12 protein-coding genes are annotated in these 16,883 nt (G+C 44.5%); 7 read left to right on the forward strand and 5 right to left on the reverse strand.

Annotated features, from left to right (window positions below):
- Positions 1-43: 43 nt before the first annotated feature.
- The 3 genes from ABH008_RS13800 to ABH008_RS13810 form a co-directional block, all read right to left on the reverse strand.
- Positions 44-466 (reverse strand): DUF2721 domain-containing protein, encoded by a 423-nt coding sequence (locus tag ABH008_RS13800; protein ID WP_347986199.1) that lies wholly within the window; start codon positions 464-466, stop codon positions 44-46.
- 19 nt (positions 467-485) lie between these two features.
- A complete protein-coding gene (locus ABH008_RS13805) occupies positions 486-1,223 on the reverse strand; it encodes an elongation factor-1 alpha (protein ID WP_347986200.1) in 738 nt (245 codons plus the stop codon).
- A 71-nt stretch (positions 1,224-1,294) separates the two neighbouring features.
- Complete coding sequence (locus tag ABH008_RS13810; protein WP_347986201.1) at positions 1,295-2,758, reverse strand: NAD(P)H-hydrate dehydratase; 1,464 nt, start codon at positions 2,756-2,758, stop codon at positions 1,295-1,297.
- A gap of 53 nt (positions 2,759-2,811) precedes the next feature.
- On the opposite strand from ABH008_RS13810, the gene queG reads away from it, so the two are divergent.
- Positions 2,812-3,876 carry a tRNA epoxyqueuosine(34) reductase QueG gene (gene queG, locus ABH008_RS13815; protein ID WP_347986202.1) on the forward strand — a complete coding sequence of 355 codons (1,065 nt, stop codon included), beginning with the start codon at positions 2,812-2,814 and terminating at the stop codon, positions 3,874-3,876.
- A 125-nt stretch (positions 3,877-4,001) separates the two neighbouring features.
- Here queG and ABH008_RS13820 read toward each other — a convergent pair whose 3' ends face one another.
- The gene (locus tag ABH008_RS13820) at positions 4,002-7,559 is read right to left on the reverse strand and encodes a hypothetical protein (protein ID WP_347986203.1); all 3,558 of its coding nucleotides are present in this window, start codon (positions 7,557-7,559) and stop codon (positions 4,002-4,004) included.
- Between the two features lie 507 nt (positions 7,560-8,066).
- On the opposite strand from ABH008_RS13820, the gene ABH008_RS13825 reads away from it, so the two are divergent.
- Positions 8,067-9,854: an alkaline phosphatase family protein gene (locus ABH008_RS13825; RefSeq protein WP_347986204.1), complete on the forward strand. Its 1,788-nt coding sequence runs from the start codon at positions 8,067-8,069 to the stop codon at positions 9,852-9,854.
- Positions 9,855-9,960: 106 nt separating this feature from the next.
- Here the strand turns inward: ABH008_RS13825 and ABH008_RS13830 are convergent, their stop codons facing one another.
- Positions 9,961-11,445 (reverse strand): PLP-dependent aminotransferase family protein, encoded by a 1,485-nt coding sequence (locus tag ABH008_RS13830; RefSeq protein WP_347986205.1) that lies wholly within the window; start codon positions 11,443-11,445, stop codon positions 9,961-9,963.
- A gap of 153 nt (positions 11,446-11,598) precedes the next feature.
- Between ABH008_RS13830 and ABH008_RS13835 the strand changes: the two genes are divergently transcribed.
- From ABH008_RS13835 to ABH008_RS13855, 5 genes are all read left to right on the forward strand, one after another.
- Entirely contained in the window at positions 11,599-12,672 is a 1,074-nt protein-coding gene (locus ABH008_RS13835) for an FAD-binding oxidoreductase (protein ID WP_347986206.1), read from the forward strand.
- A gap of 50 nt (positions 12,673-12,722) precedes the next feature.
- A complete protein-coding gene (locus ABH008_RS13840) occupies positions 12,723-13,424 on the forward strand; it encodes a M24 family metallopeptidase (protein WP_347986207.1) in 702 nt (233 codons plus the stop codon).
- 434 nt (positions 13,425-13,858) lie between these two features.
- Positions 13,859-14,092, forward strand: a complete 234-nt coding sequence (locus ABH008_RS13845; RefSeq protein ID WP_347986208.1) for a FeoA family protein — start codon at positions 13,859-13,861, stop codon at positions 14,090-14,092.
- Entirely contained in the window at positions 14,089-16,404 is a 2,316-nt protein-coding gene (feoB, locus tag ABH008_RS13850) for a Fe(2+) transporter permease subunit FeoB (RefSeq protein ID WP_347986209.1), read from the forward strand. The genes ABH008_RS13845 and feoB overlap by 4 nt, the downstream gene beginning before the upstream one ends.
- Positions 16,401-16,640: a FeoC-like transcriptional regulator gene (locus tag ABH008_RS13855; RefSeq protein ID WP_347986210.1), complete on the forward strand. Its 240-nt coding sequence runs from the start codon at positions 16,401-16,403 to the stop codon at positions 16,638-16,640. The genes feoB and ABH008_RS13855 overlap by 4 nt, the downstream gene beginning before the upstream one ends.
- Positions 16,641-16,883: the final 243 nt, after the last annotated feature.

Below are 16,883 nucleotides of genomic sequence, written 5' to 3' on the forward strand. Positions count from 1 at the left end.
CTAGGTTCTCCAGTATTGCCACTAGATTCTACGCCAATAAGAATTAACTGGAAATTATATTTCCGGTAGCGAGGGTTATCTCTCGAAAAAAACAAAGCAAACTGGCAGTTAACGCCGTAATGGCCAATATGAACAAAATTGAAACGACTCGCGATAAAGTTAACCCTAATTCTGCGCCTAAAAACAAGGTAACAATCGATGCGCAAATCAGCAAAGCCGAAACCGAAGACAGGCTAATCGCCCATTGAATTAAACGCACCCGACGTGGTATCAGAGACATTTCAAAAGCATACTCGGGGGAGTCAGTGATACTTTTATCATTCAACACTCTATAACGATCAACCGTGCGCGCCAGACGCCCGGTTAACACATTGAGTATAGAGCCAATTCCTCCTAACAGGAATACTGGGGTTAAGGCTTGCTGTATAACGTGAGCAACGGTGGGAATAGTAGTGATAGCTTCCATTGGGTTATGATCATTCTGATTATTGTTTGGCCTGTTTTATAGGTAAAATCCACATCTGATAAAGACTGATTAACAACATAGCCGTTGAAGCCATTGTATAACCATAGCCACCTATAATGGTAATCCAGGCAAAATCGGCATTTAATTTAGTTAACCACCAGGAAATGACATCTATAATCAAAAATGCAAAAGGAATACTGATTAATATCGCTTTCTTCAGTTCTGAAATACCCACAGCGAAAGCAAAAATAGCACCCATCAGTATAAAAATAAAGGAGATACCAAACAGATGAATATGTGACACTTTAGTTAAAGAGGCTATGGAGATTCCCTTGTCTATGGTAGCCACATGTTGCACATTCTCTAGCTTGCTAAAATCAGGTAATCCTGACTCTGCATTATGGCAAAGGGTACAGTTTTCAGTAAATACAGCCTTAAAATGACTTTCCCATTGCTCTGCAGGCGCACCTTCGCGAGCCCATTTAATAACTTCAATACGGATTTCAGGGCTTGCCTTATCTTTCATCGATCCATTTAACTTGGCTTCCAAAGTGGTACCGTCGCGGTTACCGTGATAGCTATAGGCAATATCTTCCACTGATAAGCCCGGTTTGCCATCGGCCATACCATGCGTCAACATTATTTGCGCGCCCGCCATCATTAATCCAAAGCCTATGGTTAATAAATAACCTGTAAACAACATTTTGACTGATAAAGGTAAATTCGGCAGTCCTACAGGCAAATGATACGTTTTCATAGGCTTAGCGTAATATTAATAGTAAGGAGCTATCATTGTAGCAGCAGTTACACTATAAAATGTAGGTGTATTTAATCTGAATGATTTAAACAATACCTAACTTCTGGAAATAATTCACTGGCTAACAATCCTCGATCTCCATAACGTTGCGCCAGCCGATCTGCCGCTTGGCCATGTACATAAACGCCCAAACCGGCTGCCTGTGCCAAACTTAAACCCTGTGCCAGCAAACCACTTATCACACCCGACAAGACATCCCCCATCCCGCCGCTCGCCATACCTGGATTACCTGTAGTGCCGACTCGAATCTGTTCGGCATCAGCCAAGAGTGTTCCTGCTCCTTTTAACAAACACACACCACCAAAGCGTTGTTGTATAGCACTAACAGCAGCATAACGATCCGCAGAAACTTCAGTCGTACTAGTATTTAATAAACGCGCAGCTTCACCTGGGTGTGGCGTTAAAATCCAGTGTTGTCGCTGAGAGGGTTGTTTGGCCAATAAATTTAAGGCATCCGCATCAATGACAGTGGGTTTATTGGCCTCTAACACGGTTGCCAGCATCGTTTGCGCCCAACTGTCCTGCCCGAGTCCAGGCCCAATCACGACCACGCTGGCTTTCTGCAACAAGCTCTGTATTTGCTCGTGATTTTCAGCCGCATGACACATTATTTCTGGTCGATTTAGGGTTAGGGTTGCACTGTGACTAGCGCGTGTGGCAATACTGACCAAGCCAGCACCACTAAATAATGCCGCTTCCGCAGCGAGCCTGATGGCACCGGTATAGCCATCATTACCACCTATTAATAATACATGCCCAAAATGGCCTTTATGTGCACAGCGTTGACGTACAGGTAAAGGCATTTTTTCGAGTAAACTTGCCGCTGGTGTTAATTCTTCTAACAACAAAGCCGGTAAATCTAAGTCAGCAAGCACAATATGTCCGATATAATCCGCAGCCTCTCCTGTATACAAACCTGTTTTCAGACCGATAAAGGTAACCGTCACATCGGCTTTAACTGCTGCCCCTAACACACAACCGGTATCGGCCTGCAATCCGGAAGGTATATCCAAAGCTAAAACCGGACAAGCACTGGCATTGATTGTATTGATAAGCTGAATATATTCATTGGACAATGGTCGGTTTAAGCCGGTACCAAACAATGCATCAATAATGATGGCATTGGTAGGGATAGTCATTGCCGGATGGAAGGTGTTAACCATACCCCCAGCAGTTATAAAATCCTGATAAGCAGTTGCCGCATCTCCATGCAAAGCAGATGCATCGGTCAAGCTATACACACAAACCGGATACCCAACCGCTAAAGCCAGCCTGGCCAGCACATAACCATCCCCACCATTATTGCCAGCACCGCAAAACAATACTAATTGCTGTGGCTCCTGCCAGCGTTGATGTAAAGCTGTAAAGGCAGATTGCGCGGCTTTGTGCATCATTTGCTGGCCACTAATATTGAAATTTTCACTCGTTATGCGTTCTACCTGCCGAATTTGGGCTGTTTTATATAATTTTTGCATGTAGCTATTGTGTAAAATGTTCGTGATTGTTGATTATATAACCATACCTGATCATGCAAAACCACCTTATTCCCAATTTCATCCAACTGGCCACTCAAATTAAGCAGTGGGGATTGGAATTAGGTTTCCAACAAGTAGGTATCAGTGATATTGACCTGAGTATAGCTGAAAAGCAGTTGCACAACTGGTTGGCTGCTGGTTATCACGGTGAAATGGACTATATGCAGGCTCACGGTTTAAAACGCAGTCGCCCTGCCCTGTTGCAAGCAGATACCTGTAGTATTATCAGTGTACGCATGGATTATGCAACTGAGTTGCGTAGCGTTAGTGAAAGCATATTAACAGATCCCGCTGCTGCTTTTGTCTCCCGCTATGCGCTGGGACGCGATTACCATAAGGTGCTGCGTAAACGTCTGCAAACGTTGGCAGATAAAATTACGCTGGCAACCGGCCCTTTTGGTTACCGTGCTTTTGTTGATAGTGCGCCGGTTTTAGAAAAAGCCATTGCAGAAAAAGCAGGCTTGGGCTGGATTGGCAAACACAGCAATCTACTTAATCGTCAGGCAGGCTCTTGGTTTTTTTTAGGTGAGCTTTATACTAACCTACCCTTACCTGCTGATCAACCGGTCAAAAACCATTGCGGACAATGCAGTGCCTGTATTGATATATGCCCCACCCAAGCTATCGTTGCCCCTTATCAGGTGGATGCCCGCCGCTGTATCTCTTATTTAACCATAGAATTGCAGGGCAGTATCCCGGTTGAATTTCGGCCGTTACTGGGAAATCGTATCTATGGTTGTGACGACTGCCAACTGATTTGCCCTTGGAACCGCTTTGCAAAACTTAGCGTTGAGTCCGATTTTAAACCGCGTTACCAATTAGATAATAGTAGCTTGATTAATTTATTCAGTTGGAGCGAAGCCGAGTTTCTAAAATACACAGAAGGCTCGGCAATACGCCGTATTGGCCATGTGCGCTGGTTACGGAATATTGCGGTGGCATTGGGAAATGCACAAGCCTGTCAGGAAATTATTACCGCTTTGCAAGCTAAACAGTTGCACGATTCGATTATCGTGCGCGAACACGTAGAATGGGCATTACAACGCTTGTTTACATAGGTATATAAGTAAAATTCCATCAATGTAAGCACCATTAAAACAGGATAACGACTAAACAGCTAATTGAATGAGGGGCTGTGCTTGAGCATAACCCCTTTTTTCAAGCAATACTTGCTTAGCTAATTTCAATTTTGGCGATGTAAAACAAAAGAGGCTGGCCAATCAGGATTATTCACTTCAACCACTACGCTGATAGTGGAACGCTCAATCCAGGCACGCACTACAATATCCTCTACTTCACGCTCACGCCCCCTGAACCTGTGTTCATGTCCCTGCTCGGAAACAAGAGTAAAACCATCGAAATCGCCGAACCTGTCATAGCGCACATCAATAATCTTACCTGTGTAGCAATGCTCATGGTGGTGATGGACTCCACATTTTGAAGGAGGCTGAAACCCATTGGAAGAAGGCGGTATAGTCGCTGCGTTTCCACCCATGCCATTTATACGGTCCGAAATAACGGCGATATAACGTAATAACACCGGATACCAACGATTACCGGGACCAATCAGTCCCAGCCGCCATTTCAATATTGCCAGCAGATTTTCATCATCCGGGAGGATTATGCTTTCCTGCGTCACGGGTATGGTCATATGGAAACTGCCAGTGACATAGCGCCAGAGCGGAGCTGCGGTGGACAATTCCGCCAGACGGGTAACACTATCCCTGTTTAGCTTTATATCCTGTCCGAATCGTCTAGTAGTGATACGGCGCAGAGTGATATCAAAGGCATTACCCACCCGTACTGTTGCCGGAAGATCAACTGTCAGCAAGCCCGGAAAGCCATCCCCGCGTCCTTCCGGTATGGGTATATAAGTGACAGGTCCTGTAACCTCAAATCGTAGTGTATTGGCATCCTCCGCAATCAGGTTATGTGCTGAATACAGCCGTGCAGATAAGCTCAACACCTTCTCCATTTTCACTGCCGGCCAGTAGATTCTAGCGATACTACCGATAGGTGTATTACCCCAATCGATCATGATCTCATCTGGATAGCTGGAAATTCCAAAACGAGCTGTACTAAGTGCTGGTGGACTAGGTCGTAAATCAATTGTTTGAGGAACCTTGTGGGTAGCTGGAAAACCGGGGTTTCCTGATGTCGTCACCTGAAGATTGCGCTGAGCCAACTTGTCGGATATTTCTGGATTAGCAATCACGCCATTGGCATTTACAATAGGTGCGTCGGAATAAGCAATTTGCGCAACTAGGCAATTATGGGCGCTACCTGCAAACCAGTGTTGCACGGGCTGCCCGCCATATTGATTGTTTGGGTCATTAACATTCAGGAAGCAGCCGAAGAATGCCCAGGTGTAATCCTGCCCTCCCGGAATCTCAATAGTGAGATTATTCGGCCCGGCGGCATCATAGTCGCTGGGACCATCCACAAAATTACGCGTGACGAAAAATGGCAGTGAGCAGCCATTGATAACCCCGTTAAAACTACCCGGTAAAGGACTTTGCGGGTCATTGTCCGCTCCGGTGCTGGGATAGGTTAATTGCGGATCGCTACCAGAAATCACTGTAGGTGTATTGATGTAATCCGTATCGAAGGTTTGCGTCGTGAAAGCACGGAAGAAAACCTTTACATTCTTCGCAGCCGCACCAGGGCCAGATGCGCCTTTCAGACGTACTCGCGCAATAGCGAAATTATAATTCACATTTGAACCAGTGAAAGGTGTGACAGTAGAGTCGCCCAGCAATGCGCCAAATTGTGCAGGCAACAGACCGTCCAGCGGATCGGTCGCGTTCGTGTCAGGCGGTACGTAACTCGAGTTTTTGTACCCGATCTGGTTATTAAAATAATCCACTAAATCTTGAATATAGTGATAGCCAGCCGCTGTATCCAGCGTGGTAGGATCACCACTGGTAAAGTTGAATGGAACGGTTCCGATTGGTGTCTGTCCATTTGCAGTCGGGGTAATGGTGAATACGCGTAAATCCTGACTGAGATAAAAAGGATTGCCAGCGTTGGCGTTCACATTGGCAAAATAAGGATCGTCGCCACCCAGCAAGAAAAATTCCGCGGTCTGCGTAGGGATGGACTTACCCTGGATGAGGATGTTTGCCTCCAAAGAGAAGGCTTTAGGCGGACTACCTTGAGCAGGGAAAACCCCTAGAGATGAAGCAGTAAAGTGCACAGCATATTCAAAACGAATGCGCTGAGTCACATTGGCGTTGGAACCGCTATTGCCAACATCATAAGTAATGATTGGCCCGGTGATGGTAAGTCCGGGAATATTAATTGAGGAAAAAGAGCCAACGAACACGGGTTTCGCACCGGCTAACAGATTGGGCGTATAACCCTCAAGGAACACATAGAAGGCCGTTGGGTAATCGAGGCTGTCATTGACTTCATCGCGTCCGTAATTATTCTTACCGAATACGAAATAGAAATTACGCTCTTTCCATGCTAACCAGTTCGCCAGATTAACGTAAAATGCATCTAGCTCAGCCAGATGGGGTGTCCCCTTGAAACCGCTCTGCTTTGCAACGTCGATACTGCAAGGATCACCAAGTAAGTTGAGATCGAGATAATGATGAAAGGAAGAGTCAGTCACGATTCTGCCGACATTCATCGTGGCACCGTCATAGGCAGCCAGCGCATTGACACCGGAAACATTGTGAACAAAGGGTATGGCCTGACAGACAGTGCCATCGGAGCTGAAGTTTTTATTCTCGCAATTTGGGGTGGGGCCACCCTCACCGATGTCGGTGACATGTCCAACCAAGGTTCCCCCCGCTCCGGGCGTACCTGTAGCGACCTGCGCCAAAACCTTTGGAGGCTCTCGATAGCCGGATATGCTAGGAAATTCCGTGAAACCTGCGCCGGCAAAAGCAAGCGTCGTGTCACTGGCCGAAGTTTGTTTTAGCTGATCGCCGGAAGCAGCGATGACCTCGCCTTCATGCATGTGATCAGGAAAGATTGTCAATACACCGCTTGCACCCTGCATGGCAGGATGCGAGGGTATCAGTGCATATAATGGCTGCGGAATATCATCGGATTGATTGTCGAAAAAGAAGTGCAGGTTACCGCTGGAATCGGTACTGTCGCCAACACCGTGTTGCAGTGTGTCGATACGTCCAGAACCGCCTCCAGACCAGTTATCGACTGCCAGCGGTGGACGCCCTGGGTAGCTATCGCCAGACGAATACCATTTGCGCATATAACGTACGCGCGGGATACGCCCACAAAGTGCAGATCCCAGTCCGTCGTGATCACCCGTTGCGAATATACCTCCGCCTGCTTGCATGAAGGCTGTAATCGCAGCCAACTCACTGTCGGTCAGCGCGCCGGGTTCGGCAGTCATTGCACCTGGACCAACCCGGAAGCCAGTACCATCTACCCCCTCAAAACCAAACAGCCATAACTCGTCGTAGAAATGCAGATCGACACTTGGATCATCAAAACGAAACGGTGTGGGGTTGCTCGGATCGGGTCCCTTGAGCGTAGCTGCAGGATCGGCAACGCTGTTCACCAGAGCCTCATTATCGAAATTTCCAGCAACATTGAAGCCACGGCTTGCGGTATCGACCACAAAACCGGCGCCGCGAAGTGTCAAAATCAAATGTGACAGGGTGAACCAAGCGTCTGGCCCGTAATTCGCATCGGTGAAGTTGGCAGGATAGGTAGTGGTAAGGTTAAAAATACCATCTACAACAATCAAGATTTTAATATTTGACATGTTAGCCTCCAGCATCGGCAATTAGGACGAGAAATTTGTAAGGTAATTCACCACATGAACATTGATCTTCGCTTAAGCCCAGCTTGAAACCCTAGCATTAAATTCATATTTAAAATCATGATGTTTCTAGTTTGTTTGCAATAGGTTAACTGGGCTAATAAATATAAGTAATGACTTAAAATTTTTTGTATTAAATACAAATCATCTTAGCGGACAGTATCAGGATATTCATGTTTGTAATCTGCAAAGTAATTCACTAGAAAAGCGTGAAATAGTTCGCTTTTGTTCAATTCACATGCAAACAATAGGGATGAAATCGGATTGGCACCTTCCACATCCGCAATAGATTTGAAGTTACTTTAAAAAGTACCACTGTTCTTACTATGGTTTCGTCAAACTGTAATATCAGTTCAATAAAGCTGTAATAACAAACTATTACAATCCAATTGCACAGTGAGTGTTCAATGTGTAAAAACCTTATCAATTTGTATTTATGGAGTAACATAAATGAACAACAAGAAGACATTACGCTTACGCCCTCTAGTAGCGGCTATGGCGTTGACGGCAATGATGATGCCTGTAACGCAGGTAAATGCAAGCGTTACCGCAACGCCAATTAAACATGTTATCGTTGTTGTGGGTGAAAACCACAGTTTCGATAACCTGTTTGGCGCATACACACCTAAAGCTGGTCAACATATTGATAACTTGCTGAGCAAAAGAATTGTTAACGCAGACGGCACTCCCGGTGTCAATTTCCACCTTGCTAAACAAAACATTGGCGTGGATACTGACAAATATCGTGTCATCACCAAAAACAAAGGCGATTACGACGCAGGTTTGCCACAACCTTACACTACTTATGCAATAGGCGAATCAGCCGGTGTATTGGATAGCCGTTTCCCAAGCAACCTGGCTAATGGTCCCTACCAAATCAGCCACTACGCACCTTATAATTCCTATACTGGCGACCCAGTTCATCGTTTCTTCCAAATGTGGCAAGATCTGGATGGTGGCAAACACGATAAATTCGTTTGGGTAGAAGAAACAATCGGCACAGGCTCCAATGGCAACCCATACCCTGCTGGCGGTTTTAACCCACAAGAAGGCGCAATATCAATGGGCTTCTTTAACATGAGCGCCGGTGACGCCCCTGTCTTCAAATCTCTGGCCGACCAATATGCCATCAGCGATAACTATCACCAAGCTATCATGGGTGGTACAGGCGCTAACTTCCAAGCTTTAATCACAGGTGATGCCGCTTTCTTTACCGACCCAACGAAATTGGACGGTTCAGCAGCTAAACCTTGGCCAAATCAAATTGAAAATCCAAATCCAGTTTCTGGCACCAATAACTATTACACCCAAGACGGTTATGGCGGCGGTTCTTATGTAAACTGTGCGGATGATAGTCAACCCGGTGTTGCTGCAGTCAATCAGGAAATTAAAAGACAAGGTGTTAAACACGGCAATTGCGAAAAAAATCACTATTACCTGGTTAACAATTACAACCTGTATTGGAACCAAACCAGTAGTTCTACCCGTACTTTAGGACCTACATCATTCACTTTGCCACCACAAAGCGTTCCAACTATTGCCGATAAGTTGACCGCTAACGGTATTTCCTGGAAATACTACAGCGCAGACCGTGGTGATGACCTCACTAAATATGCAAACGATGTGAACGGCGTATCTTTACTGTTTCATTCTTACTGCGGCATTTGCGACCCTTTGACTGGCTATAGCAGCATTATGACCAATCCTAGCGAGGAAGCAAAACTGCAAAACTATGGCGCGTTCCTGGCTGATGTTAAAAACAATACCTTGCCTGCCGTGTCTTATGTACGTCCATTCGAAGCCTTAGCTGGCCATCCAGCTGATTCCAATGCTGATTTGTACGAACTGTTCTTGCAAGATTTAATTAAGCAAGTTCAAAGCAATCCTACCTTGTGGGCTGAAACCGCAATTATCATCACAACGGATGAAGGCGGCGGATACTATGACTCAGGTTATGTGCAAGCAGTTGACTTCTTTGGTGATGGCACACGTATTCCTTTGTTAGTCGTTTCTCCTTATGCTAAAAAAGGTCACGTAGATCACACTTACACCGACCATGCTTCTATTCTGAAGTTTATCGAGAAAAACTGGCATCTGTCTCCTATCTCTAACCGTAGTCGTGACAATCTGCCTAATCCAGTTGCAGATGATGAAAACCCATATAAACCCGAAAATGGTCCATCCATTGGCGATTTGACCACTCTGTTCGACTTTGGCCATCATCATCACAAAGACTAAAATCTGAATGTAAACAAGGATAGTTACAATTTGACTGGCTGCATCACTCAGCGGTGCAGCCAGTTTCTTCTCGACTATACACCCATCACTTTTATTCTTTAATAAGCTACATTGTTATTTGTGCTAAAACCTCGTTTAGACGTTTGATGCCCATTTTGAAAACATCGTCAGAAAGGCTGGCATATCCCACGCGAATACCCGCTACTTTTGCAGTAATAATTGAATATTGTTCACTAGATACGATACGCAAACCATTTTGCAATGCCATAGTGGCGAGAGTTTTGCTATCGGTTTCCTTGTGTAACCGCAACCAGAATGCCAAACCACCAGCTGGTATGTCGAATTCAACATAATCGCCAAGAAAAGTCCTGATTGACTCTATGGCAGCGTTGCGCCGTTGCGCATAGGTTCTAAGCGCCCTGCGAATATGTCTATGCAACTCTCCGCTCTCCATTAGCTCATTGACGGCAAATTCAGTGACCGGATTCCCTTGTCTGTCTATTTGCAGAATGATGTTTGCACATTGATCGACTAGCTGTTGTGAGGCCACCAAATAGCCAACCCGTAAGCCGGGTGCCAAAATTTTTGACATCGAGCCAATATAGACAATTCTTTTATGCTGATCGATACTGGCAATGGGGTGCGTGGGACTATGATCAAAGTGAAACTCGTGATCATAGTCGTCTTCCACAATAGTGAAATTGAATTGTTCTGCCAACATCAGCAAGCGTAAACGCCGTTCTGCCGTCATCATAACAGTGGTAGGATATTGATGATGAGGTGTTACATACACCACTTTTACTGGATTTTTACTGCACAAGGATTCCAGATGCTCTACAATCAGGCCACCACGATCCTGCTCGACGGTTAAAATTTTAGCTCCACAGGCCTGGAATGCTGTCTGTGCAGGCGCATAACTCAGGGTTTCGAAAACCACACAATCGCCTGGACTCACCAATACACGGGCAGCCACATATAAGCCCATCTGACTGCCACGCACCATACAGATATTGTTTTCATTTGCGGCGAGTCCGCGCTTTAAATTTAGCATGCTGGCTAAGGACTTGCGTAACGCGCTAACACCACGCGGATCGCCATAACCAAGTAGATTATTTCTGGATGTCTTCAAAAGCGCATGGCGGTATGCGCGGGATAAAACCGTATAGGGGATTATGCGTGCATCGGGAATGCCGTCATTTAGATCAATAACCCCATTTTGCATCAATGTATCCCAACTACCGGTATTGCTAAGCAAAGTCGGCTTACTATTTTTTACTGCAATAAATTCGTTATTAGCGTCATCGGTACTCGATTTTGCGGTATGAATGACTGGGAGCTTTGCCGCAACAAAGGTGCCGCGACGACCTTGAGTTTCTAACCAACCCTGGGCAACCAGCTCTTCATAGGCTAACACCACGGTTTTGCGGTTAACCTGTAAACGCTCAGCCAATTCGCGGCTACCGGGAATGGGTGTGCTGTTGCTTAAACGTCCACGCCTTATCTCCCCAATCAAAGATTGCACAATTTGCACATGCAAGGCAATGTCGCTATCACGATTAATGTTAAGGTCAAAATCCCAAATTCTAAGCATAACGGTACTCACTTAATGAAGTATATCGATAGTTATTCAATAACTGGACCAGTAATAATTCTAAAACTGGATGTATGTAATGGTCACATAATTTGAGACTATTTACCTAAATTACAGAACATACCAATAATAATGATGAGTAGTTCGCAAACAATGCTAAATAGTGTCAAACAGATAGCGACGGTCGAGACCATTGAAAAAATGTGTAACAATGTTGTGCTACTGCGGTTACGCATAGGGAATAGGACCGATATGCCCTATCAAGCTGGGCAATATATCGCCATACATTTAAACAATGGTGAAACGCGTTGCTATTCGATGGCCAACAGTTATCAGCCAGGTCGTGCGTTAGAGTTTTATATTCGACTGCGCAGCAATGGATTGTTCTCAACCTGGCTGCAAGAAGCATTGTCTTTACAACCACAGCAACCATTACCACTTTCCATCAGCGGTCCTTACGGAAACTGTGTTTGGCACGATGCCGAACAGCCTGCGGCCACTACCTTAATGCTGGCGACAGGAACAGGTATTGTGCCACTGGCCGCAATCCTGGAAGAAAGACTTGCAGCAAACTGTAATCAAGCTATCAGTTTGTACTGGGCCGACACTGAGCCTAGCCAATTGTTCTTGGCAAATGAATTTAATCAACTTGCCATTCAATATCCAAATTTTAAATTTGTACCGATATTAACTCAGAGAACAGAGAGCAAAACTGAATATATTAAATTTATTACAGATAGGGTTGTTGCAGATTTGCCCTGTCTAGAGGATAGCCTTGTTTACGCTTGCGGATCACCTAGCATGATAGCCACAGCACGTGAACGACTAATGAGGCAATGCAACATGAAAGCCCAACACTTTTATGCCGATGCATTTTCGTCTTCTGGAATGCAACAGCCACGCGCCCTTTCAACTGATAATCAACTTCGAGTACAGCTGTTACGTAGTGATGGAGAAACACAAGAATTGCTGTTACCCAATACGGCTTCCCTTTTGACAGGTTTAAAAGCACAAGGTTTGTTGCAAGGCATCTGTGGTGGAAATAAATCATGCGGCAGTTGCCGTATACACATAGAAGCAGCATGGATGGACCGTATCGAACCTGCTGATAGGGTCGAAGCAAGATTGTTGAATGTTCTCGATAACCCAACACCGTATGATCGTCTGGCCTGTCAGATTCAACTGCATGCCAAGCTGGAAGATTTATGTTTTTCAATACCTTCGTAAAGACACATCCAACGTCTTTATTTTATTAACCATCCTACTAAGGAATGATGATGACAAGCACACACGCTGAAACGTTGACCCAACATGCACTTGAACAAACCGGTACGGCATTTGATGCAGAACAACTGCTTGAAGTGCGCAGCATGACTCGAAATGCCATCCACCAAATCGCACAAGCGGTTAAACCAGGCATGGTGGAAGAAGATGCCGTGGAAATGGCTAAGGACATACTTGCCGAAGCGGGTATGTTAAGGGGATGGCACGATGTTTTTGTACGTTTTGGCAGAAATACCATTAAAACCTTTGGAGCGCCCTCAGAGCCGGGTGTTGTGCTAAAAGACAACGATATATTTCTGATTGATATTGGCCCGGTATGGAAGCTATGGGAAGGCGATGGTGGCGACACCTTTGTGGTTGGGAACAAACCAGAACTACAAAAATGTGCCGATGATGCCAGAGAGATATTTGCATTAACACGTAAACTTTGGTTTGAAACGGGTGCGACAGGTAAAGCACTCTATGACTATGCGGCCGCTCAGGCTGAACAGCGCGGATGGGAACTGAATATGGATTTATCGGGCCATCGCATTGGAGATTTTCCACATGCAGCCATTTACGATGGACCGCTTGCCGATGTTGAATTCAATCCTTCCCGCTTGATCTGGGTGCTGGAAATCCATATTCGCCATCCCAGCGAAGCCTATGGTGCCTTTTTTGAAGATATGTTACTGGAGGACAATTTCTTCCAATAATCAATGCATAAGCCTGTATTACAGACACAATAATTAAAATCAATTAATGCAATGCAAGCTTTGGGCATTATTAACCATGGTTTTATGATTGTTTATATAGGGAGGTGGGGTAACTCTTAGGCAGACATAGAGTTACCTACCTGCTACATCCCACACACAAGTAGCGCTTATCAAGTGCATCAACCATGATACGTTGAATATAATTTTAACAAACACTTGCATTTTCTTAAGAACGGGCAAGTCGTAATCCAAGCTATCTGTATCATAGCGTCTATTAGCAGCAATATTACACATTAAGGTGTCCGCGCTTGCATCAATTATCTATAGCCATAAATAGTCTGTTTATTGCTTCACAAGCTTTAATAAAATACATCCACTTTTACTTAAATTTATGGTTTAATGATAATCATTATTAATTACCTTTCGGCTTTGATATGGCTACTTACCTAAAAACCCTGGCGGTTGGGGATTCCGGCCGCATTATTGGTTTCGATCAAGCGGGAGGTGTGTACCGAAAAAAATTGTTGGCTATGGGATTAACACCGGGAACTGAATTTAGCGTAACCCGGTTTGCACCGTTAGGTGATCCAGTTGAAATTAAAATTCGCGGCTTCTCGCTTACTTTACGTAAAAACGAAGCTTCAGTGCTGCTAATAGATAAGCTATGACTCAAACTTTTACTGTCGGTGTAGTCGGCAATCCAAATTGCGGCAAAACCACCTTATTCAATGCCTTAACAGGCAGCAAACAACATGTAGGTAACTGGCCTGGTGTTACTGTTGAAAAAAAAACCGGTCAATATCAGTTTAATAGCACACAGATTGATTTAATTGATTTACCCGGCACCTATTCTTTAGAAGCCGATGATGACAATATCTCACTAGACGAAAAAGTAGCCCGTGATTTTGTCGCCAGCCGTCAGGCGCAGTTAGTGATCAATATTCTGGATGCCGCTAATATTGAGCGTAATCTGTATTTGACTACCCAGTTAATGGAAATGCAAGTACCAATGCTAGTAGTGTTAAATATGATGGACGCTGTTAAAAAGCGTGGCATTAAAATTGATATAGCACTACTATCCAAACAGTTAGGTTGCCCGGTTGTCCCCATTACCGCCGCAACTGGCTGGGGTTTAAAAGAATTAAAAGAAACTATCAATCAAGCGTGTGTTAACTCGCCCGTACCCAGCTTAAGCGTGACCTATCATACGGAGATTGAACAGGCCGTTCTTACATTACTGACCGCTATTGATAGCCAACTGCCTAATCCCAATTGCAACAAACGTTGGCTAGCCTTAAGGCTGCTGGAAAACGACACCTTAGCCAAACAAATAGCGGGTGCCAATTTGTGTGCGCTGGCTGATGAATTACGCGAAACGATTGAAACCAATACCGCCGATGAAATTGATATATTAGCCGCTGACGCACGTTATGGTCTGGTCAATGAATTAGTTAAATCTGCAATCTGCAAACTGAATGAAGTTTCCAGAAATGCCACCGATAAAATTGACAGCATAGTTCTCAATCGTTTTTTAGGCATACCGGTTTTTTTAATGGTTATGTATGCCATGTTTTTGTTTACCATTAATATTGGTAGCGCTTTTATAGACTTTTTTGAACAATTTGTAGGCGCGTTCTTAGTTGATGGGCTTAGTGTACTACTTAACAATTTGCAGTTACCTGAATGGTTAGTTGTATTAATTGCCAATGGAATTGGTGGTGGCGTTCAGGTAGTGGCCACTTTTATTCCTATCGTTGGTTTTCTGTTTATTTTTCTGTCCATGCTTGAGGACTCTGGCTATATGTCCAGGGCAGCGTTTGTCATGGACCGTTTTATGTGCCTGATTGGTTTACCTGGAAAATCCTTTGTACCCATGATCGTTGGATTTGGTTGTAATGTACCCGCCATTATTGCCAGCCGCACCTTGGATAATCAACGCGACCGCATTTTAACCAATTTAATGACACCCTTTATGTCCTGTGGTGCCCGCTTACCGGTTTACGCACTGTTTGCGGCTGCTTTTTTTCCAGTCGGAGGACAAAATCTGGTATTCGGCTTGTATCTTTTGGGCATTATTATCGCCGTGTTGACCGGATTAATCATGCGACATACCTTACTCAGAGGCCAAGCCACTCCTTTTTTAATGGAGCTACCGGCTTACCATCTGCCTACTTTACAAGGTGTGTTTACTAAAACCTGGGATAGACTAAAAACCTTTTTATTAAATGCCGGCAAAATCATTGTACCCATGGTGCTAATACTGAATATGCTGAATTCTTATGGCACAGATGGCAGTTTTGGGCGTGAAAATAGTGACCGTTCGGTGTTAAGCGAAATTGGTCGATTTTTAACACCTGCATTTAAACCGATGGGTATTACGCCTGATAACTGGCCTGCCACCGTGGGTATTTTTACGGGCGTATTAGCTAAAGAAGCCGTAGTTGGCACTTTAGATGCTTTATATAGTCAGATGGGAACAGAAGCTGGAAACACTCCAGAAAAAGTATTTGACTTAAAACAAGCTCTGCTTAGTGCTTGCCAGACAGTTCCTGACAATTTATCCACTGTTTTAACTAAACTAACCGACCCATTAGGCTTGAATATGGGAGATATGAGTGATGCCACCGCTGTAGCAGATCGCCAACAAGTAAAAATCAATACCTTTACTGTGATGCAACAGCATTTTGACGGCCAAATAGGCGCTTTTGCCTATTTATTATTTATTCTGCTATATGCACCTTGTGTAGCAGCTACTGCTGCAATCTACAAAGAAACCAGCGCAGGATGGACCGCGTTTGTGGTGGTGTGGACAACGTTTATGGCTTATGTAACCGCCACCTTGTTTTATCAAGCACTGACCTACCAACATCACCCGGCAGCTAGCCTGGGTTGGTGGCTGGGATTACTACTATTATTTGCTGTTATTATTATTAGTTTTCGCCAGTTTGGTCAAAAACCAACCTCCGGATTACCCACATGATATTAGCCGATTTGCGCATTTTTTTACAATCCAAACAACGCGTTAGTCTGGATGAATTAGTCGTACACTTTCAGATCGAAGCGGATGCATTACGTGGTATGCTGTCCAAATGGATAAAAAAAGGCAAGGTTAGACAACTGCAATCTGGCGGTCCATCGTGCGGAACCAGTTGTTGCCAATGCAATCCTCTGTTGACGGAATTGTATGAATGGCATGATGAGAGCCAACCTTTTTGATATAGCAAAATAAAACTTATTCGCGGCTTAAAACTCTATCTAGCCGCATTATTTTAACAAAATCCCTTATAGTGTATGGCAGAACTTTCTGTAATCGGTTAGTATTTACCTCTGTAACTAGCAAATAAGTCTGATTGGATAACGTAGTGTAATATAATCTAATCAACTGTAATACAGTCAATAGTTAAAGCATTATGCACATTCGTGTTTAATATCAAACTATTCTTGACTATCCCCAGTATT

Origin of the sequence: Methylomonas sp. AM2-LC (genome assembly GCF_039904985.1) — a bacterium.
GTDB lineage: Bacteria > Pseudomonadota > Gammaproteobacteria > Methylococcales > Methylomonadaceae > Methylomonas.

Bases quoted from the DNA above. Each gene is read 5' to 3' on its own strand.
- ABH008_RS13855 (WP_347986210.1), top strand. From the start codon at position 16,401: ATGATATTAGCCGATTTGCGCATTTTTTTACAATCCAAACAACGCGTT.
- ABH008_RS13810 (WP_347986201.1), bottom strand. From the start codon at position 2,758: ATGCAAAAATTATATAAAACAGCCCAAATTCGGCAGGTAGAACGCATA.
- ABH008_RS13820 (WP_347986203.1), bottom strand. From the start codon at position 7,559: ATGTCAAATATTAAAATCTTGATTGTTGTAGATGGTATTTTTAACCTT.
- ABH008_RS13830 (WP_347986205.1), bottom strand. From the start codon at position 11,445: ATGCTTAGAATTTGGGATTTTGACCTTAACATTAATCGTGATAGCGAC.
- ABH008_RS13805 (WP_347986200.1), bottom strand. From the start codon at position 1,223: ATGAAAACGTATCATTTGCCTGTAGGACTGCCGAATTTACCTTTATCA.
- ABH008_RS13825 (WP_347986204.1), top strand. From the start codon at position 8,067: ATGAACAACAAGAAGACATTACGCTTACGCCCTCTAGTAGCGGCTATG.
- ABH008_RS13800 (WP_347986199.1), bottom strand. From the start codon at position 466: ATGGAAGCTATCACTACTATTCCCACCGTTGCTCACGTTATACAGCAA.
- feoB (WP_347986209.1), top strand. From the start codon at position 14,089: ATGACTCAAACTTTTACTGTCGGTGTAGTCGGCAATCCAAATTGCGGC.
- ABH008_RS13845 (WP_347986208.1), top strand. From the start codon at position 13,859: ATGGCTACTTACCTAAAAACCCTGGCGGTTGGGGATTCCGGCCGCATT.
- queG (WP_347986202.1), top strand. From the start codon at position 2,812: ATGCAAAACCACCTTATTCCCAATTTCATCCAACTGGCCACTCAAATT.
- ABH008_RS13835 (WP_347986206.1), top strand. From the start codon at position 11,599: ATGCTAAATAGTGTCAAACAGATAGCGACGGTCGAGACCATTGAAAAA.
- ABH008_RS13840 (WP_347986207.1), top strand. From the start codon at position 12,723: ATGACAAGCACACACGCTGAAACGTTGACCCAACATGCACTTGAACAA.